The organism is Streptomyces sp. NPDC006487, assembly GCF_042870555.1.
Taxonomy (GTDB): Bacteria; Actinomycetota; Actinomycetes; order Streptomycetales; family Streptomycetaceae; genus Streptomyces.
Genome location: NZ_JBIAHN010000002.1, coordinates 35,287 through 53,390 on the forward strand (window position 1 = coordinate 35,287; position 18,104 = coordinate 53,390).

An 18,104-nucleotide genomic window follows, 5' to 3' on the forward strand; every position below is an offset into this window, starting at 1 on the left:
CCCGAAGGTGCGCACCATGCGGGTCGGCACCCGACTCCCCGCACCGGGAATCATGGACATCGACCACCGCCACGGCTACCGCGACCTGATCGAGGCCCCGGCGCACCCCGGCGGCGACGATCCGTACGCGATCATGGGTGCGGCGCCGCCCCTGCTCCCGGAGGCCTTCAGCGCCCGGGCGGCCCGAGGCCAGCGGGCTCTGCACGGCGGTGCTCCCCGGCGGGTGCGGCGCGGCCTCTCCCCCGCCGAACCTGCCCGATCAGGGGATCCGGCGGGGCAACCGCGGCGCGAGGCTGATTCCTGCGACACGTTCCGCCTCTGGTCCCTCCAGTCCCTGGGCCGAGGACACTCCGCCCGCAGGAGAACATCCATGCTCGCCGTAGAGGTTCCCCCGTCCCGCCACTCCCGCACGAGCTGGATCCAGGCCGCGCTCCGGCAGGCCGCCCGCTCGGGCTGCAGGTATCCGATGGGAGCGGTCCTCGTGCACGGCAACCGCATCCTGGCAGCCGCGCCCAACAAGAGGCGCAACGCGCCCTTCGTCGATTTCCGCAACAGCACCTTCCACGCGGAGGTGGCAGCGCTCCGCCGGGCCCGGCACACCGAGGGGGCCACCATGTACGTGGCCCGCGTGGACGCCCGGCGGCGGCCCGCGATGGCCCGGCCGTGCCCGCGCTGCCAGCGCGCCCTGTGGGAGGCGGGGGTCCAGCGCGTGTTCTACACGGACGAATGCGGCCGGGTGCAAGGCATGGACATCTTCCCGGGTCCCTGAGCGGGGCCGGCGCACATCCTCGCCGCAGCCGGGCGCTAGGGAAGCCGCAAGGCTCCGCGTCCCAGGATGGCAAGAGCCCAACGGCGCTGCCCCGCCGCGCCGCAGCCTCCCAGAAGAGACAGAGCGACATGATGGACGTCCACGTCGACAACACCCCTGCGGTCCTCGCGCACCTCCCGGCGAGTGCCCTCTCCCCTGGCACCGCGCGGCGGGCCTTCTACCGACTGCGGCAGGAGGCCTGGCACTTCATGGCGGCCCGGCGCGCCGACCGGAATCCGGCCCGGCGGTGAGCGGGTCGCGGCGCGCCGCGACCCGGCAGTCCGGCAGCGCTCCACCTCATGCCCGCCCGCGCTCGCGGGAGCAGGCCCGGTCCCGCGACCGCAACCGCAACCGGCGCCGCACCCTGGCCAGATCGGGAATCATCGCGGCGCTGGTCCTCGCGGTGGGAGGCAGTTCCCTCGCGTACGCCCTCTACCGGAAGCTCGACGGCAACATCACCACCGCCGACGTCGCGTCCTCGCTCGGCGACGACCGGCCGGCGCAGTCTCCGCCCGGAGCCCTCAACATCGCCCTGATCGGCTCGGACAGCCGCGACGGCACGAACGGCCGCTACGGCAAGGGACTGGCCACGCACAACTCGGACACCCTGATGGTCCTCCACCTGTCCGCGGACCGTAAGCGGGCCACAGTGGTCTCCCTGCCCCGGGACTCCTGGGTCGACGTACCCAGCTGCGACCTCGGTGGCGGCAAGACCTCCCGCCCGACCACGGCGAAGATCAACAGCGCCTTCGCAGTCGGCAGTTCCAACGGCGGCGTCGCCGGCGGTGCAGCGTGCACCATCAAGACCGTCGAGCTCAACACCGGTCTGCACATCGACCACTTCATGGAGATCGACTTCTCCGGCTTCAAGAACATGGTGAACGCCCTGGGCGGGGTACAGATGTGCCTGCCGAAGGCGGTCAAGGACAAAAAGGCCTCCCTGGACCTGCCGGCCGGCTGCCAGAAGCTGGGCGGCGAACAGGCACTCGGGTTCGCACGGGCACGCTACTCGCTCGGCGACGGCAGCGACATCCAGCGCATCGGGCGCCAGCAGCAGTTGCTCACCGCGATCTTCACTACGGTCGGGGAGAAGAAGCTCAACGCGGCGGCGATGTACCGGCTCGCCGACGCGGCGTCCAAGTCCCTGACCGTGGACAGCAAGCTCGGCGGGCTGTCGACGCTGCTCGGCCTCGCCAAGGACTTCCAGGGCATGCCCAAGGACCGGCTGACGTTCCTCACCGTCCCCAACTACCCCCGCTCGCTCGACGTGCCGACGGACAAGGCGAACGTGGTCTGGAAGTCGTCGGCCAAGGAGCTCTTCGCGGCGCTGCGCGACGACAAGCCGGTGGACGAGGAAGGCCGGCCGCAGGACCCCTCCGGCACCGCGCAGGGATCCGGCACCGCCGCCCGCGCCCGCGGAGACATCACGGTCACCGTCCTGAACGCCAGCAGCACGACCGGCAAGGCCGCCGCCACCGCCGAGAAGCTGGCCGGCGCCGGTTTCCGCACCGCCGCGCCCGGCAACGCGCCCGCCCAGCGGGAGACGGTGATCCGCTACGGCCCGAGCGGGAAACCGGCCGCGCTCGCGCTGGCCACCGCGCTCGGCCTCGACCCCGGGGTGCTGCGGCAACAGGGCACCGGGGCGTCGTCCCGGGTCACCCTCATCCTCGGCACCGACCATTCCTCGCTGGGCCTGTGACCAGCGGGCCGTGACCCCGGCCCGGCAGGCCCCCGCGGCACCGGCCCGGTCGCGGACCCGCGCGGCGCGCGGCCGCGGCGGTATCCGTCATCGCGGCACTTCACGCCCGACCGACGTCCGAACAGCCGCCGAAGGGATCCACCCGTGCACGTCCCCGTCGGCAGGTACGCCGTGGCCCTGGTGATGGCCCTGGCGGTCTCCGTGGGAATGGCCACCAGCGCGAGCGTGGCGGCCCCCCCCATGTCATCAGCCGCACGAGCACCACCGGCCTCGGCTTGAAGTGGTCCCCCTCCGACGCTTCCCGCGCCGACGCCTACGAGAGCGACTACGCCTACGCCTACGCCTACGCCTACGAGAGCGACTACCCCGCGATCCGGCGCATCAGCCTCACCGACCTCGTCGGCAGCGCGCTGCCGACCCGCGCCCGCCCGCTCTGCCACACCGCCAACTCCCTCCGAGCCGAAGGGTTCTCCCGGAGTCCCGAGGACGACAACGTGGCGTGGTGGGCCCCCCGGGCATCGCCCAGGGCAAGGTCGGTGCCCGGAAGGTCGTCGTCACCAGCCGGTACGGGCCCCACGGAACCGAGCGCCTCACGTTCGCCGACGTCACCGACCCCACGGACATCCGCTACCGCCACGTCCAGCTCGTCGGCCTCTCCGCGGACGGCAGCAGCTACTCGCCCCTCACCAAAGGGCACGCACACGCGGTCGTCTGGTCCGGTGACCGACTCTACGTCGCCGGCATCGGCATCGGCATCGGCATCGGTTTCGACGTCTTCGACACCACGCGCATCTGGCAGACCGGCCCTGACACTTACGTCCTGCCCCGTGTCGGGAGTTACGCCTACACGGGTGCGGGCAGGGGCTGCGGCACCTATGCGGGCCTGCCGGAGCGGCCCTGCATCAGCGCGGCCTCGCTCGATCTCACGGGCAGATCGCCCGCACTGGTCACGGCCCAGATGAATGCCGGTACGGGCGGCCCGCTCGCACACCTTCCCGCGTCCGTCGTCCGCAGGCCCATCGATCCCACCACCGGCGTCCTGAAGGCCGGCGCGACCGGCCGGGTCCGCGCGGCCGGGGGCGTCGCCCGCGACGGGCGGTCCCGCCGGGGAGCCGGCCGCCAGGTCGGAGCGGTGGACGAACAGGTCGGGCTCACCGTCACCGACCGGGACGATGAAGCCGAACTCGCCGCACGGTCTGCGCCACAGCACGGTCCCCGAGGCGGCCCGCCTCGCTTCCGGCCTGTCCGGGCCCCCTGTTCCCGGGTGGTCGTATCCGGTGACCGGCCCAGCACCCATGAGGGGACGCAGTAGGGGCGGGAGGGACAACTGTTCGTGCAGGACGGAGCACCGACCGCGTCCGGCGGCGGCCGAGCCGTGCCCGGGCGCCCCTACCGACGCTTCCTGCCCAGGGAGCGGTGGCCCGCCAGGGCCAGAGCCGCAATGCCGAAGGCCACTGCGGCCTCCGGCGCGGAAGAGGGCGCGGTCTTCCCGGCCGGCTTCCCGTCCCCTCCCGCCTCCGCTCGGTTCACGGCCTTGGCTACGTCCTCGATGGTCGTGACGCCGTACGCATAGCCCGCGCGGGCCGGGCGTCCCCCGGCCGCCCGGTTGTTCTCGGTCAGGACGACCAGGTCGTAGTCGCAGCCGGGGCCCGTGACGGCGGCCATGCTGTTGATCTTCCAGTCGCCTCGGTCGTCGATGTCATCGGCCTGGGCGCTCCGCTGGAGCCACCCGTTCTTGATGTGCACCACCGCGCCTTCCGGGGCGCCGGCCGATGCCCCCCAGCGCTGGTCGGTCCGTACGCGGGCCATCAGCCCGAACGCGTAGGCACGGGAGGCCGGGTCCAGTACGCCGCCCCCGCCGCGCAGGACCTGGAGCAGCCGCAGCAGGTCGGGGGCGGTGACCCGGGTCAGGCCGAAGGTTCCGCCGGAGCTCGGCACGGTGTGGTCCATGTGAGCGGCCGCGAGGAACTCCCGTACCTTGACCGGCTCTTGCGGGCCCCTCCCGGAGGTGCTGGAAAGCTCTTTCCACAGCTCGGCGGTCGCGCCGTTGTCCGAGTCGACGATCATCTTCTCGGCCAGCTTCTTCTGCGGCGGTGACGGCTCACCGTGCCGGGTCCACAGCAGCGTCCCCAGCACGATCGGCTTGACGGTGCTGGCCGCGTCGAAGGTACGCCGGGCTCCGAGTTCGCAGGTGGTCCCCGTACGGTGGTCCTCGAACTCCAGGGACACCCGGCTGCTGCGGTGGCGCAGCACGGCCGCGACGTCGGCGGCGAGGCGCCCGCCGCTTCCGTCCCCCGCCGTGCAGGCCACCGTCCCGCTGACCGGTCCTGCGGACGCCGTCCCGGTGGTGGAGTCACCGGGACCGCGGGGTGCGGCGTGCGCGGGTGTGACGGCCGCCACGACGCAGGCCAGTACCAGCGCTCCGGCGGCTGCCAGCGGCTTCGGGTTCCTCTTCACCGGGCTCGCCTTCCTCGATCGGTTCGGCTCGTTTCGGCCCCCCGGCCCCCGGCCCCCCGGACCACCTCCATGTTCGGCGCCCCCGGGCGGCCGGCCTTCCCCCTATCGGCGGGCAGGTGCGGAGGAGCTCGCACCGCCGGGTGGAAACGGGCGGAAGACGCGAGGTACAAGGTGGCGGCCGCGGCGAACCCGCTGCGTGGGCTCGCCTCCGACTCGGCCTACGTGGCCGACGTGCTCAAGGGCATCCCCGGCCCCGTGGTTCTGGCCGGACACTCCTACGGCGGCGAGGTCATCACCAACGCCGCTGTCGGAAACCCTCAGGTCAAAGCCCTCGTCTACATCGCCGCCATCGCCCCGGACAAGGGTGAGAGCGCCAACGACGTCCTCGGCAGCTTCCCCGGCAGCCGGCTGCCGGAGTCGCTGAACGCGGTGCCCTACACCCGTGCCGACGGATCCGCGGGCGCGGACCTGTCCTTATGACCCGGGTCGATCCGGGGACCGGTCCCGGCTCCTCGCGGAGCGGAGGGCCGGCCGTCACCGGCGGCCGGCCCTCCGCCGCGTGGTGACCGTCCCCGGGCGCATCGGAGCCCGCCTTTGAACCGGTCAGCCCGCGCTCGCCGCCGTGGCCGCCCGGCGCAGCCAGCCCGTCGCTTCCGTGGCCGCGAGCGCCGGTGACACGAACCAGCCCTGGATCACGGTCACTCCCATGCACTCCAGCAGCCGCAGATCGGTCCGAGTCTCCACTCCCTCGGCCACCACGCCCAGCCCGAGGGAGTGCGCCAGGCCCACCGAGCACCGGATCACCGCGGCGTCGCGGGGATCGTCGGCCATCCGCGACACGAAGGACCTGTCGATCTTCAGCTCGTCGACGGGGAGTTCCCGCAGGCGGGTGATCGAGGAGTGGCCCGTTCCGAAATCGTCCAGAGAGATCCGAACCCCCTGGCCGCGCAACTCGGCCAGGGCGGCCGCCAGGGCCGGCACGTCGGGCACCGACGCGCTCTCCGTCACCTCAACCGTCAGCGCCCGTCCCGGCAGACCGTGCCGGCGCAGGCAGGCGCGGACATCCGCGCAGAAGCCCGGCACCAGTGCGTCGGTCGGCGAGATGTTGACCGACACCGGAACCGCGAGGCCCTCCTTGTGCCAGGCGGCCGCCTGTGCGACCGCCGTGTCGAGCACGTACCGGGTCAGCCAGGGCATCAGACCCCTGTGCTCCGCGCGCTCGATGAGCGCGACGGCGGACTCGGGCCGCCCGCCGGGCCTGCGGCGGCGCAGGAGCGCCTCCATGCCGACGGCCTCTCCGGAGAGGGTCACCTGGGGCTGGTAGTGCAGTTCGAGGGCACCACCGCCCAGTGCCCGCTCCAGGCAGGACGAGCACCTTCCCCCGGCCTCCTCCGTACACTGGTTCCGCGAGCAGACCGCCCGCACGAGCAGCAGTACGACACAGGTCGCGCCGATGAACGCGAGCGCATCGAGATCGCGCAGGTGCGTCAGGACCCCGAGCAGACCGAGCAGGGCGACCACGGCGAGGGCGACCAGCGCCACCGTGTCCGCGGACGTGCGAAAGGGCGCCGCGGCATGTCCGCGCCGTCCACTCGGCCTGTTCTGCGGCCCCGGGGCCTGGTGCTGCGGTCCCATCTGTGTGCCTTGCCTTCTTCTCCACGGGTTGTCGTACCGGCCACGTTCGCCGCGCGCCCGGCGAACCGCCAGCCTCTGCGGGCGGTTCACCGGGCACACCAGGGCGTCCCGCAGCCGCAGTCGCGTGCCGAAGGCGCCTCCACCCTGCACCAGGGACGGACCGCGCACCATGGTGCGTCCGGCCTCCTCCGACCGGCCTCCCCCTCCGGACGCCCGACCTCCCCCACCCGGACCTTTCGCCCTGCGTCCCCCCGAGGACCGCACCCCGTCGTGCCACCGTCGGTCCCTTCAGCCCCTTTCCGTCAACGCGCCTGTTCTGACCTGCGATTTCACCAAGGACGACCGGGGCCGGCCGCCACCCGAACGCCAGGGGGAGACCCATGGGACCGAACAGCGGAACCGCTCTCTCGAGGCGCCTTTCCGCAGGTCACCTCTAGGCTAGGCTCGCCCGGCGTGAAGGTCGGTCCCTCCAGTCCCTGCAACCCCTCGTAGAGGCAGGCCCGCAGGGGCAGCCCCTCTCCCCCGCCACGAGGGCGACCGCGCCGAGTCCCCAGCAGCCGAGGAAGACAGAACGTGCCGCCCCGCGCCCAGCGCCCCTCTTCAAGCACCGCAACACCTCGACACCTCGACGTGGCACGGTGGTTCGCCGCCGAAGGCCGGGCCGTCCATCCGCTCGCCCCGGGAAGGAAGGCGCCTGCCCCCAACTGCGCCCGCTGCCGGGCCGAGCCCCATCCGCCCGCGGCCTGCCCGTGCCGGTCCGAAGGGGGCTGGTGCCACGGCTTCCACGCCGCCACCACCGACACCGCGCTCGTGGAGCACTGGTGGACCGGCAGGCCGGGCTTCGGGGTGGGCGTCGCCTGCGGCCGCTCCGGCCTGGTGGTCCTCGACGTGGACGTGCACCCCTCGTCCGTGCCCGGCCGCGACCGGCTGCTGCCGGGAATCGCCATCGACCCGCGAGTGGACCTGACAGGCTTGGCCTCCGGGTTCGACACGCTCTCGCTGCTGGCCGCTCTCCGCTCCCGGCCGAACCCCGCAGACGACAGCCGCACCCTCCGGGTGGCCACGCCCTCCGGTGGCCTGCACGTCTGGTACGCGCTGCCGCGCGGGGGCCCCCGACTGCGTTCCTCCTGCGGTTCGGGGACCGGTGCGGCGCTCGCCTGGCAGGTGGACGTTCGGGCGGACGGCGGGTACGTCGTGGCGCCCGGCACCCGCACCTCGCGGGGCGACTACCGGCCGCTGCCCGGCGCCCGCAGGCCGGCCCCGCTGCCCGACTGGCTGGCCGCGGAGCTACTGCGCACGGGGCACGGCCCCGCTGCCCCGTCTGCCGCCGCTGCCCCGCAGCGGTCCGCCCCGCCCGCGACCGGGCAGCCGAGGACGGGCCCGCGTCCGGCCCATCACGCCGTGCGGCTGCTCGGCTCCCTCCTGGCCGAGGTACGCGGCTGTACGGCGAGCCCCTGCGGCATGGGCTTCACCGAGAAGCTGAACCGGGCCGCGTACACCGCCGCCGGCCTGGCGGCGGCGGGCCACCTCTCGCACGCCAGGTGCAGGGCGCTCCTCACAGAGGCCGCCGAGCAGGCCCGGCCGCGCCAGCAACGCCGCAACCGATCGATCATCGAGTCGGCGTACGCAGCGGGCAGCACCCGTCCCATCCACCCAAAGGGACGTCCATGAGCAGCCTCGGCACCGGTGGCTTCGACGCACAGGCCGCGGCGGAGCAGATGGCGGCCTTCGATGCCGGGCTCCCGCAGGCCGTCGCACGTCCCGCCGCTGCTCCCGCCTCTCGTCACGGCATCGTGGCGCGGCCCCGGGACAGCCGCCCGCCGGTCGCGTCGGCGACCGCGGACCTCCTGGAGGCCGGTGTGCTGACGAGTCTCACCGACCGCGGAAACGCCCTGCTCTTCGCCCACCTCCAGAAGGACCGCTTCCGGCACGTGGAGGGACTCGGCTGGTACGTGTGGGACTCCTACTGGTGGAAGCGCACCGGCGGTGAGAAGGCAGCCGTCTGGGCCGGCGGCGACATGGCCGAGCTGCTGCCCCTGCACGACCCCCGCGGCTTCTTCACCGACCGGGAGCTCCAACAGCACCGCAAGCGCTCCATGTCGACCTCGGGCGTCAAGGCGATGCTGGCGCAGGCCAAGGCGGCCCCGGGACTCGCCCTCGATCCGGACGTCCTGGACGGAGACAAGTTCGCCCTGTGCACCCCCGGTGGTGTGGTCGACCTGCGCACCGGCGAACTGCGCGCGCCGGACCCTTCGCGCGATCTCCATTCACGGGCGACGTTCGTCGCGCCCGAGGCCATCCCGACGCCGCGGTTCACCCGGTTCCTGGACGAGACGTTCGGGGACGACGACAAGGGCAGGGAGATGATCGGCTTCCTGCACCTCCTGCTGGGATACTCCATCACCGGCGACGTCGGCGGCCAGGTGCTGCCCTTCCTCTACGGCATCGGCGCGAACGGCAAGTCCGCGCTCATGGACGTCGTCATCAAATTGCTCGGCGACTACGCGGACGTCGCCCCACCGGGCTTCCTGATGGACCGCGGCAAGTTCAACGAACACTCCACCGAACTGACCGAACTGCACGGCAGGCGCCTGTTCGTCTGCAGCGAGCTCAAGGCACACGACAAGTTCGACGAGGCAAGGGTCAAGCTGCTCACCGGCGGCGATCGCCTCAAGGCCCGCCGCATGCGACAGGACTTCTTCAGCTTCGAGCCCACCCACAAGCTGTGGCTGCTCGGCAACCACCGCCCCGAAGTGGGCACCGGCGGCCACGCATTCTGGCGGCGCATCCGGCTCATCCCCTTCGAACGGATCGTCCCGGCCGAACGGAAGATCGACAACCTGGCGGAGGAACTCGTCCGCGACGAGGGACCGGGAATCCTCCACTGGATGGTCCAGGGGGCCCGGGCCTACCTCGCCACGAAGCCGTCGCTGGTCGGCCCCCACGTCGTGCGCACCGCCACCCAGGCCTACGCGAACACCGAGGACCACATCGGCCGCTTCCTGACGGAGTGCTGCACCACCACCGCGGACGGCGACTACCGGGAACTCAAAGTGGAACAGGGCCTGCTCTACCGTGCATACGGCACCTGGTGCAGCGAGGGCGAGGGGCTGCGCCCGGCCACGGCACGGGCCTTCGCCACCCGCATCCGGGCGGAAGTCGCCATCGCCTCGCCGGGCGAGATGCTCCGCTCGAACGGTCAGAAGTTCTACCCCGGCCTGGCCCTGCTGGCCGATCAGGAGCAGAGCGCCGGCCGCGCGGACGGCAGTGGGCCGTGAGGTCCGAAACTTACTGTCGGCCGGTGGTCCGACGATCCGGCATGGAGCGGAGCGCGACGATGGGTGAAGGACGGGAGACGCCGCCCCCGAAGACTCATCGGCTCGAGCTCCCGGGGACGCCGGGTACAGCGCGCCGGTACGCGGCGGACAGAGGGGACGACTGCCCATGAGTTCGCTCCTCAGCGCGTGCGATCTCTTCCACGAGGACAAAGTCGTGTGGCTGGAAAGCCCGGAGTCGCTCGACTACGTCCGCCAGGCCCTCGACAAAACACCCCGGCGCCGGGGCAAGCCGCGCTACTTCCGCGACGGCCGCATGGTCGGCTTCGCCGAGTTGGACGACCGCGCCGAGGCGGACCCCGACACCGGACTACAGAAGCGGCGGGTGTTCTACCTGCTCCCCCACGACCGCGACGCACAACCGGACGGCCTCTACCAGGAGGGCGCACCCGGCGAGGCGGTCGACCCCCGCACCGTCGAACCCCGCAAAGTCGGCCTCAAGACCCCCCGCTCCCAACACAGCCTCACAACTCCCCGACCCCCCAGCGCCTGACCCTGGCGGACTCAGCCACAAGTCAGCAGGCCCGCCTGCTGCTTGGCGGTCAGGACCCTGCGCACGCTCTGGTCCACCTGGCTCTTGAAGGCCGGGTCCTGCGCCGCCCGCGCCTGAACGGCCTCGGACATGGCGGGGATCAGGTTCGGCGCGACGGTCAGGGCGAGGTCCCCGCCCGCCGACAGGAAGTCGACGGCACGGTCCGCCGCGGGCACGGCCTGCACCGCCTTGGCGTTCCCGAGGTCGTCCGAGATCACCACGCCCTTGAAGCCGAGTGCCCGCGAGCATGTTCCGGATCACGGAGGGAGGGAACACGGCCTGGTGGCCCGCGTCGCCGTGCGGGTCACGGCCGCGGCCGTGGAGCCGAACTCCCGGCCGTACAGGCCGATCGGGGCGTTCCTGGCCCCCAGGCCCGCGGGGACCACGTCGGCGACGGGAGCGAGGTTCAGGTCACCACCGAGACAGGCTGCCACATCGGCAATGCCAAAAGTGAAGCCCGCCACGCTGCCTGGCCATGGGTGGAAGCCTGCCGCCAAGTCACGTGAGCGCCTTCCGGGACGCTGACCGCGAACCCGGGCCCCTGCCGATCGAGATCGCGCGGCCGCTCCATCCAACGTACCTCGCCCGCCGGTGCCCGCCTCGGCGGTCGCCGACCGCTCGTACTCGCCCGTACCCGTACGTGCCGGGAACCGGACCGACTGTGGCCGGTTTGGAGCCCCACCGCGACACCCCGGGCGTGCCACTCTCTCTGCCAGCCGTCTCGCGGCCCGATGAGGGCCCCGAAGAGAGGACAGCCGCCATGCCCGTCGCCCTCATCACCGGTGCCAGCTCCGGCATCGGCGAGGAGTTCGCCCGCCAGCTCGCTCCGACCCACGACCTCGTCCTCGTCGCCCGCGACGTGGCGAAGCTGGAGCGGCTCGGCGAGCAGCTGTACGACGCCCACGGCACCCGCGTGGGCGTCCTCGCCGCGGACGTCTCCACCCGGGCCGGCCGCGAGCCGGTCCTGGCCCGGCTCAGCGACCGGATCCACCCGATCGACCTCCTGGTGAACAACGCCGGCATGGGCTACTCGACCGGCGCCTCCCGGAACCCCGTCGACCACGAGATGTACATGCTCGAGGTCAACGCCGTCGCCAAGGTCCACTTCTCCCTCACCGCCGTGCAGGCCATGCTCGCCCGCGGCAAGGGCGGCATCATCAACGTCTCCAGCATCTGCGGCATCGCCCCGGCGTGGGTCGACTCCCTGTACGGCACCAGCACCGCGACCGTCCTGCGGCACACGGAGGAGATGGCTTACAGCAAGGCGCTGCGGAGCTCCGACGTCAAGATCATGGCCCTGTGTCCGGGAGACGTGGCGACGGACTTCAACCGCCGCGCCGGCATCCCCGACAAGACGGACTGGGGCTGGGTCGACGTACAGGTCCTCGTCCGCGTCGCACTGGCCGACCTGCGCAAGGGCAAGGTCGTCTCCATTCCCACGGCCCGCTACAAGTTCCTGTCCTCGCTGATGAAGATCTTCCCGAACAGCTGGTCGAAGATGTACGGCTACGACCTCGGCGCCCAGCCCCCGGAGGAAGCGCGCGCCGGCGGGCGCGGCTGACCGGAAGGGCGCGCGTCAGTGGAGTCCGCCACGGGCCGGGTCAGGCGGCCAGGCTCGTGCGATCGCCCATCACGATCACGGGGTGGGCGGCCGGGTTCAGGGTCCGCAGCACTCGCCGCATGGCGCCGCGCGAGATCGAGACACAGCCCTGTGTCGGGGCGTCCGCGTCCACGTGGAGCCAGATCCCGCCGCCCTTGGCCGTGCCGAGGGGCTTGGCGTTGTCCATCGGCGATCTTCCCTGGACGCGGTTGTAGTTGATCGCGATGACGTAGCCGAAGGAATCGGTCATGGGCTTGCCCGCGAAGACGCGGTCCGTCTTGAAGTCGGCATTGCCGCGGTACGGGAGCTTCGTACCGGGGTCGGGCAGCCACCCTCCGGCGTCCGTCAGCCCGTAGACGCCGTAGGGCGAGCGGAGGTCGTTCAGTTCGTGCGCGTGGGTCCAGCCGCGCAGGCCGTTGTGGGCGGTCCACGGTCCGGCGGTTCGCTGCCAGCCGGACGGTCCCCGCTGGTAGAGGGAGACGGTGGACTGGGCGGAGTCCGCCGACCCCGACACCAGGAGCACCTGACGGGTCCGATCCGGTATCAGGGACCGCGTCTGCGGCCCCAGGCCGGGAAGTTTCCCGGCTTCTGCCGGGGCCGCCGCTGCGGCGGCGGCCGGGGCGGCGGCCGGGGGGCCCTCGGCAGCCCAGGCCGCGAGTGGAGTGCCCATGAGTGCGGCAAGGGCGGCGGACAGGACCATGGCTCGGGCAACTGGGCGCATCGAGGTTCTCCCTCACGGTGACGGACGAAGCGGACGGATGCCCCGAGCGTAGAAATCACGCGGTGCGCCGACCCTCACCCGATAGGGGGAAGCACCGGGTGGCCCGCGATCCACCGCGGGCCACGCCGTCCGAGTCCGTTCGGTCCCTACGGGTCCCTCGCGTCCGCCGTCAGGGAGCGGAGAGGGTGACTCTGAGCCCCTCGGCGAGCGGAGTGGGGGGCCAGCCCAGGCGGGTGCGTGCGGCCGTGGCATCGGGACCGGAGCGCGAGCACAGGAAGTGCAGCTCGCCGCGGGAGAGCCGGCCGGCAGAGCCGCCTCCACCACGTTCCGGGTGCCCTGCACGTTGACCCTGTGGAACACCGACGGGTCGGCCAGCCACTGCTCGGCGAGCCCGGCGGTGTGGAACACCGTGTCGCATCCGTCGAGCGCCGCCCGCAGCGAGGCGGGATCGGTGACGTCACCCCGTACCGGGACCACTCCGGCCGGCAGCGTGCGGCCGGCGCCGTCCCGTGAACGCACCAGTGCGACCACCCGGTGGCCCGCTGCCGCGAGCCCGCGGACCAGCGGTCCTCCTACGGTTCCTGTTGCAGGGCCCCACTTCGGTCCCTGTCCCCTTCGGTCACTGCGAAACCTGCGGGCGGGGGCGCTTCTGCCGGATTCCGAGGGACCGAAGGGACTGTGATTCACGGTTATGAGCTGTCCGGGAACACACGGGGTATTGAGCCGGATGCCTCACGCCCGCACGCATGCACACACAGGAGGGACGGAAGTGGCGAACCTGAGTCCCTTCAGTCCCTGATCCCCCCACTTCAGCTCGTTGACCTGGGATTTCATCGAGGGTCTGAACAGACGCAGCCTCAAAGACAAAGGGTCCGAGGGACGCTGCGTCCCTCGGACCCCGCTCGAGCCCGGTCCATCCATGTCCGTCGGACCCGGCCCGGCCAGTCCCTGGTCCTGCTCGCCCGGTGGAGCCCCCGGCGGTCGTAGAGGGTCGTGCCCACCAGCCCCGGCACCACGGCGGCAACCAGCCCCGTACTCGTCATGACCCAGGCCCGGTCAGGCCCGCGTCAGCCTTCGCGTCGAAGCAGAGGATGGACCGGACTCCGTCGACAACCCGGTCCATGGACGCCGAGGAACGCTCGCGCGGGCGGCTTCGCAGCGCGCCCCGCCGCCTCCCCGGCGGTGAACAGGACCGACTCCTCCAGATCCAGCCGGCGTACGAGCAGCCGCATCGTCTCGCTGTCGAGCCGCCCCGCGTCCCGCAACGCCACCAGAACGCGCCGCTCTTCGGCCAGGAGTTCGCGGACCATCAGCCGGTACGTCGCCTGGGCACGGGCACTGTCGGCGTCCTGCGGACCGTCTTGCGCGATGGCGCGGAGCCGGCGTCCCGGGACGCCCCGCAACCGCTTCTCCAGCTCCGGCGGCAACGCGTGCTCCGAGGCGTCGAGCAGTTCGTCGAGCCTGGCCAGGGCCGCGTGCGCGGCGGCCCCCTGGGCGTGCGCCGCGGCTGTGGCGGCCTCCAGCGGATCCCGCCGAGGCAGCTTCAGCATCCGCACCAGCGGGGTCAGGGTGAGCCCCTGGACGAGCAGCGTGGCGACGACGGTGGTGAAGGTGAGGAAGAGCACCAGGCTGCGGACGGGGAAGCCGTCCTCGCCGGGGAGTCCCGCCGCCGTCACCGGGATGGAGAAGGCCACCGCCAGCGATACGACCCCCCGCATCCCCGACCACCCCACGGTCAGGACCGACCGCCAGGTGGTGTCGGTGTCCCGGTCACGGATCCGGGAGCTGAGGAGCCGTGGGAGGAACACCGCGGGGAAGATCCACAACAGCCGGACCGCCACGACCAGCGCGAAGACCACCGCCGCGTACCAGGCCAGTCGGCCCGCACCGTACGAGTCAAGTCCCTCCAGCACGCTCGGCAGCTGCAACCCGATCAGGGCGAACACCACCGACTCGAGAACGAAGACGACCATCCGCCAGACGGCTGCCTCCTCCAGCCGCGCTTCGAAGTCCACCTCCCAGGACCGGTGTCCGAGGTAGACCGCAATCACCACCACGGCCAGCACGCCGGAGGTGTGCAGCCGCTCCGCGAGCGCATAGACGGTGAACGGAACGAGCAGGGAGAGCGTGTTGTGCAGCACGGGTTCGCGCAGCCGGCGGCGCATCGCGTGGATCGGGAGCATCAGGAGCAGCCCGACGGCCACCCCGCCGATCGCGGCCACCAGGAACTCCGCGATGCCGTCCATCCATCCCGTGCCCTCCCCCACGGCGACCGCGAGCATCACCTTGAAGACGGTGATCGCGGTGGCGTCGTTGGCAAGGGACTCCCCCTCCAGGACGGCTGTGATCCGCGGTGACAGCCGCAGCCGGCGGGCGATGGCGGTCGCCGCCACCGCGTCGGGCGGCGCCAGGACGGCCCCGAGGACGAGGGCGGAGGTCAGGGGTATGCCGGGCAGGAGCAAGTGGACGCCGTAGCCGACCACCAGCGAGGCGAAGAGGACGTACCCGACCGCCAGCCACAGCACTGGCCGGATCGCGGCGATCAGGTCCGGGTACGAGCTGTCCGCCGCGGCGCCGTAGAGCAGCGGGGGCAACATCAGAGGGATGACGACGGCCGGGTCGAGGACGTAGACCGGTACGCCGGGCACCATGGTCGCGAACAGTCCGACCACGACCAGCACCAGGGGCGCGGGCACCGGACCGCGTCGTACCGCGGCGCCGATCACCGTGCTGCCGGCGATGAGCGCGAGGACCTCCAGAACTTCCATGCCTGCTTCCCACGGGGTGACGGGGTCGGACCACGAGCCGTTGAGGCTATGCGGGCCGCGCGCGCACCGGATCGTCCATCGGCCAGGGCTGAGGGGGAGCCGCGAGAGGGGAAAGGCCTAGTGCTCTGGATGGGGACAGGCGGAATGTGTCAGGGGCTTGCGGCCGCCACTGCGGCGGCGTGCGTAGTACACGGCACCGGCGCCCAGCAGGACCACGGCACCCGCAGCCGGCACGAGGACGTTGCCGCCCGTGTCAGCGAGGAAGCCGCCCCCGCCCTTCGACCGCTTCGCCCTTCCCGGTGGCGGTGGCGGTCACATCCACGACGGGTGCAGGGAACGGGGCCGCGCCGGCGGGGTCGCCGGACACACCCATGGACTCAGGCCACTCAGGAGGGGGTGGGGACGACGACCAACAGCCGGTCGCCCCTGGCCACGTAATGGGTGTGGGCCCCCGCGCCGAGGGAGGCGACGGTACTGTCCGCTCGGGATACTGCGGACATCGGGTACGTCACGACCTTGCGGGAGGGCCGCCCGTCACACTCCGCGCACCAGGAGTCACAGACCTGCTCGTCCTTGATCTTGAAATCTGCAATCCGGTAAGCCTTGGGTCGCATGATCGGGCGCCTTCCACGGAGGGATGATGCCTTCCAGCATCCGGGGAGAGGGGCCTGCCCGAATCCTCCGACCGGCCCCCGCGGCGGGGGAGCGTCCCTGTGGCGATCACCTTCGCGGTGTCCTGCGAGAAGCCGCCGGGCGGCTCCCGGCATTACCGGACGTCCAAGGAATCCGGCGGCCCGGCTGCTACGTGCAGGTCCCGGGCAGCGGGGTGAGCAGGTCCACGTGCAGGTCCGAGACGTACTCCTCGTAGGCGTCGAAGAAGCGCCGCGTGTGGGCCATCCCCTGGTGGGCCTCGAAGGCCTCGCGGTCCTGGTAGACCTCGCAGAACACCCGCTGGAGCGGGGCGTCGGCCACTGAATGGCACTGGTAGGTCAGCGAGCCCGGCTCCGACCGGTGGACACTGCGGGCGAGTTCGGCGGCCAGCGCGTCGAACTCCGGTGCGGCGGTCTCGTCCTTGAGGACGAAACGTGCGATCACGGTGAACATTTCTGCTCCGGGAGGTGCGTGCGGGTCAACGGATGGTGAGGACGGTCTTGCCCGTGACGCCCCCGGCCTCGGCGAAGCGGTGGGCCCGTGCCACTTCCGCCAGGGGGAAGGTCGCAGCCACGAGCGGCCGCACCTTCCCTGCGTCGGCGAGGGCCGCGATGTGGTGCAGGCCCACCGGGTCGGGCTGCACGAGCATGAAGCCGGCCCTGATCCGGCGCTCGGCCGCTGCGGCGATCACCGCGTCGTCCTCGGGGGACGGCAGGGAGACGAGGGTGCCGCCGTCCCTGAGCGACTCCAGGGCACGGAACGCGTCCTGACCGCCGAGCGGATCCAGGACGAAATCCGCGTCCTTGATGGCCGCGTGGACGTCGACCTCGGTGAAGTCGAGGAGCTCGTCGGCCCCCAGCTCTCGCAGAACGGGGTGCTGCGCGGCCCTGGCGGTCGCGATGACGTACGCGCCGAGGGCCTTGGCAATCTGGACGGCGAGGTGCCCGACCCCGCCGGCCGCACCGTGCACGACGACCCGGTCGCCCGGCCGCACCCTTCCGGCGTCCACGAGTGCCTGGCGCGCGGTGAGCGCCGCCAGGGGGAGGGCGGCCGCCTCCACGTGAGTCAGGCGGCCGGGCTTGGGGGCGAAGTGACGCGCCGGAGCCACGACGTACTCCGCGTACGCGCCGGCCTGCGCCGGAAAGGCGGGCATCCCGTACACCTCGTCCCCCGACTCGAACAGGCGGACTCCCGGTCCGGTCTCCTCGACCACCCCCGAGACGTCCCAGCCCAGGACGAACGGGGGCCAGCCGAGGAACGCGCCCGACTCCCGGGTCTTCCCGTCGATGGGGTTGACTCCGGCCGCGCTCACCCGGACGAGGACCTCGCCGAACCCGGGGACGGGGCGGTCCGTCTCCGTCAGGTACAGGACTTCCGGTCCGCCGAGGCCGTCCTGTACGACCGCCGTCATCGTCTGCTTCAAGGGTCCCTCCCCCGATTGGTGTTCGTCCTGCCGAATGCTCGGTCCCCCAGGGCCCGCCGCGCATCCACCGATGAGGTCAGCCCGGGGACGACCCTGCGGACACCGGACGTCCTAATCGCTCTCATCGCGGGGGCGGTACTTCGTGCCCCGAGCCGGGAATTCGGCGGCATCGGCCGGCCTTGGCGCACTCGTCGCGCAGCTGCGCCCGGGTGCCGGTGCGGGCCGCTGTTGGTCACTCCGCTGCCGCCGCAGGAGCAGCAGCGGACGAACGGGTAGCAGGCCACCGTCCGGCGGGCGTTGAGCCCAGCGGCCCTCGCCCCGTCTTGCGCCAGGGGGAGCTTCGCGGCCTCGTACATGCACGGCACCTCCACCCTGTCATCGGCAAGGCCTTCGCGTCCCTGTGGAACCGCCGGGGGCCTAGGCACAACACCCCCACCAGCGGCCTTGGCGTGGTCGAATTTTTCAGTTGCAGCTT

The 18,104-nt window shown here is 72.2% G+C and carries 19 protein-coding genes and 1 pseudogene; 9 read left to right on the forward strand and 11 right to left on the reverse strand.

Going from position 1 to position 18,104, the window contains the following annotated elements:
* Nucleotides 1-16 precede the first annotated feature (16 nt).
* The 4 genes from ACFYM0_RS02850 (at nucleotide 17) to ACFYM0_RS02865 (ending at nucleotide 3,819) form a co-directional block, all read left to right on the forward strand.
* On the forward strand, nucleotides 17-769 hold the full coding sequence (locus tag ACFYM0_RS02850; protein WP_388495906.1) for a deaminase: 753 nt from the start codon (nucleotides 17-19) through the stop codon (nucleotides 767-769).
* A gap of 128 nt (nucleotides 770-897) precedes the next feature.
* Complete coding sequence (locus tag ACFYM0_RS02855) at nucleotides 898-1,059, forward strand: hypothetical protein (RefSeq protein WP_388495908.1); 162 nt, start codon at nucleotides 898-900, stop codon at nucleotides 1,057-1,059.
* Nucleotides 1,056-2,507, forward strand: a complete 1,452-nt coding sequence (locus ACFYM0_RS02860) for an LCP family protein (protein ID WP_388495909.1) — start codon at nucleotides 1,056-1,058, stop codon at nucleotides 2,505-2,507. The genes ACFYM0_RS02855 and ACFYM0_RS02860 overlap by 4 nt, the downstream gene beginning before the upstream one ends.
* A gap of 499 nt (nucleotides 2,508-3,006) precedes the next feature.
* Nucleotides 3,007-3,819 carry a hypothetical protein gene (locus ACFYM0_RS02865; protein ID WP_388495910.1) on the forward strand — a complete coding sequence of 271 codons (813 nt, stop codon included), beginning with the start codon at nucleotides 3,007-3,009 and terminating at the stop codon, nucleotides 3,817-3,819.
* A gap of 77 nt (nucleotides 3,820-3,896) precedes the next feature.
* Here ACFYM0_RS02865 and ACFYM0_RS02870 read toward each other — a convergent pair whose 3' ends face one another.
* Complete coding sequence (locus ACFYM0_RS02870; RefSeq protein ID WP_388495912.1) at nucleotides 3,897-4,964, reverse strand: serine hydrolase; 1,068 nt, start codon at nucleotides 4,962-4,964, stop codon at nucleotides 3,897-3,899.
* Nucleotides 4,965-5,135: 171 nt separating this feature from the next.
* Here ACFYM0_RS02870 and ACFYM0_RS02875 point away from each other — a divergent pair, with 171 nt between their 5' ends.
* Entirely contained in the window at nucleotides 5,136-5,444 is a 309-nt protein-coding gene (locus tag ACFYM0_RS02875) for an alpha/beta fold hydrolase (RefSeq protein ID WP_388495913.1), read from the forward strand.
* 123 nt (nucleotides 5,445-5,567) lie between these two features.
* On the opposite strand, the gene ACFYM0_RS02880 is transcribed toward ACFYM0_RS02875, so the two are convergent.
* Nucleotides 5,568-6,599, reverse strand: a complete 1,032-nt coding sequence (locus ACFYM0_RS02880) for an EAL domain-containing protein (RefSeq protein ID WP_388495915.1) — start codon at nucleotides 6,597-6,599, stop codon at nucleotides 5,568-5,570.
* Between the two features lie 630 nt (nucleotides 6,600-7,229).
* Here ACFYM0_RS02880 and ACFYM0_RS02885 point away from each other — a divergent pair.
* From ACFYM0_RS02885 to ACFYM0_RS02895, 3 genes are all read left to right on the forward strand, one after another.
* Complete coding sequence (locus ACFYM0_RS02885) at nucleotides 7,230-8,270, forward strand: bifunctional DNA primase/polymerase (RefSeq protein WP_388495916.1); 1,041 nt, start codon at nucleotides 7,230-7,232, stop codon at nucleotides 8,268-8,270.
* Entirely contained in the window at nucleotides 8,267-9,877 is a 1,611-nt protein-coding gene (locus ACFYM0_RS02890; RefSeq protein WP_388495918.1) for a phage/plasmid primase, P4 family, read from the forward strand. The genes ACFYM0_RS02885 and ACFYM0_RS02890 overlap by 4 nt, the downstream gene beginning before the upstream one ends.
* Nucleotides 9,878-10,043: 166 nt before the next feature.
* Complete coding sequence (locus ACFYM0_RS02895) at nucleotides 10,044-10,427, forward strand: DUF6009 family protein (protein ID WP_388495919.1); 384 nt, start codon at nucleotides 10,044-10,046, stop codon at nucleotides 10,425-10,427.
* 11 nt (nucleotides 10,428-10,438) lie between these two features.
* Here ACFYM0_RS02895 and ACFYM0_RS02900 read toward each other — a convergent pair whose 3' ends face one another.
* Nucleotides 10,439-10,687, reverse strand: a complete 249-nt coding sequence (locus tag ACFYM0_RS02900; protein ID WP_388495921.1) for a hypothetical protein — start codon at nucleotides 10,685-10,687, stop codon at nucleotides 10,439-10,441.
* Between the two features lie 36 nt (nucleotides 10,688-10,723).
* Nucleotides 10,724-10,900, reverse strand: a complete 177-nt coding sequence (locus tag ACFYM0_RS02905) for a hypothetical protein (RefSeq protein ID WP_388495923.1) — start codon at nucleotides 10,898-10,900, stop codon at nucleotides 10,724-10,726.
* A 326-nt stretch (nucleotides 10,901-11,226) separates the two neighbouring features.
* Between ACFYM0_RS02905 and ACFYM0_RS02910 the strand changes: the two genes are divergently transcribed.
* Nucleotides 11,227-12,027 carry an SDR family NAD(P)-dependent oxidoreductase gene (locus ACFYM0_RS02910; protein WP_388495925.1) on the forward strand — a complete coding sequence of 267 codons (801 nt, stop codon included), beginning with the start codon at nucleotides 11,227-11,229 and terminating at the stop codon, nucleotides 12,025-12,027.
* A 40-nt stretch (nucleotides 12,028-12,067) separates the two neighbouring features.
* Here ACFYM0_RS02910 and ACFYM0_RS02915 read toward each other — a convergent pair whose 3' ends face one another.
* The 7 genes and pseudogenes from ACFYM0_RS02915 to ACFYM0_RS02945 form a co-directional block, all read right to left on the reverse strand.
* Nucleotides 12,068-12,787, reverse strand: coding sequence for a hypothetical protein (locus tag ACFYM0_RS02915; RefSeq protein WP_388495926.1), 720 nt, complete (start codon nucleotides 12,785-12,787; stop codon nucleotides 12,068-12,070).
* Nucleotides 12,788-12,799: 12 nt separating this feature from the next.
* The gene (locus ACFYM0_RS02920) at nucleotides 12,800-13,474 is read right to left on the reverse strand and encodes an NAD(P)H-binding protein (protein WP_388495928.1); all 675 of its coding nucleotides are present in this window, start codon (nucleotides 13,472-13,474) and stop codon (nucleotides 12,800-12,802) included.
* 380 nt (nucleotides 13,475-13,854) lie between these two features.
* A complete protein-coding gene (locus tag ACFYM0_RS02925; protein ID WP_388495929.1) occupies nucleotides 13,855-15,555 on the reverse strand; it encodes a Na+/H+ antiporter in 1,701 nt (566 codons plus the stop codon).
* 117 nt (nucleotides 15,556-15,672) lie between these two features.
* Nucleotides 15,673-15,804, reverse strand: a pseudogene (locus ACFYM0_RS02930) (LPXTG cell wall anchor domain-containing protein); the annotation flags it as partial.
* 137 nt (nucleotides 15,805-15,941) lie between these two features.
* Nucleotides 15,942-16,169 carry a hypothetical protein gene (locus ACFYM0_RS02935; protein ID WP_388495931.1) on the reverse strand — a complete coding sequence of 76 codons (228 nt, stop codon included), beginning with the start codon at nucleotides 16,167-16,169 and terminating at the stop codon, nucleotides 15,942-15,944.
* Nucleotides 16,170-16,356: 187 nt separating this feature from the next.
* Entirely contained in the window at nucleotides 16,357-16,650 is a 294-nt protein-coding gene (locus ACFYM0_RS02940) for a putative quinol monooxygenase (protein ID WP_388495933.1), read from the reverse strand.
* A gap of 34 nt (nucleotides 16,651-16,684) precedes the next feature.
* Complete coding sequence (locus tag ACFYM0_RS02945) at nucleotides 16,685-17,629, reverse strand: NADP-dependent oxidoreductase (protein WP_388495934.1); 945 nt, start codon at nucleotides 17,627-17,629, stop codon at nucleotides 16,685-16,687.
* Between the last annotated feature and the right edge of the window lie 475 nt (nucleotides 17,630-18,104).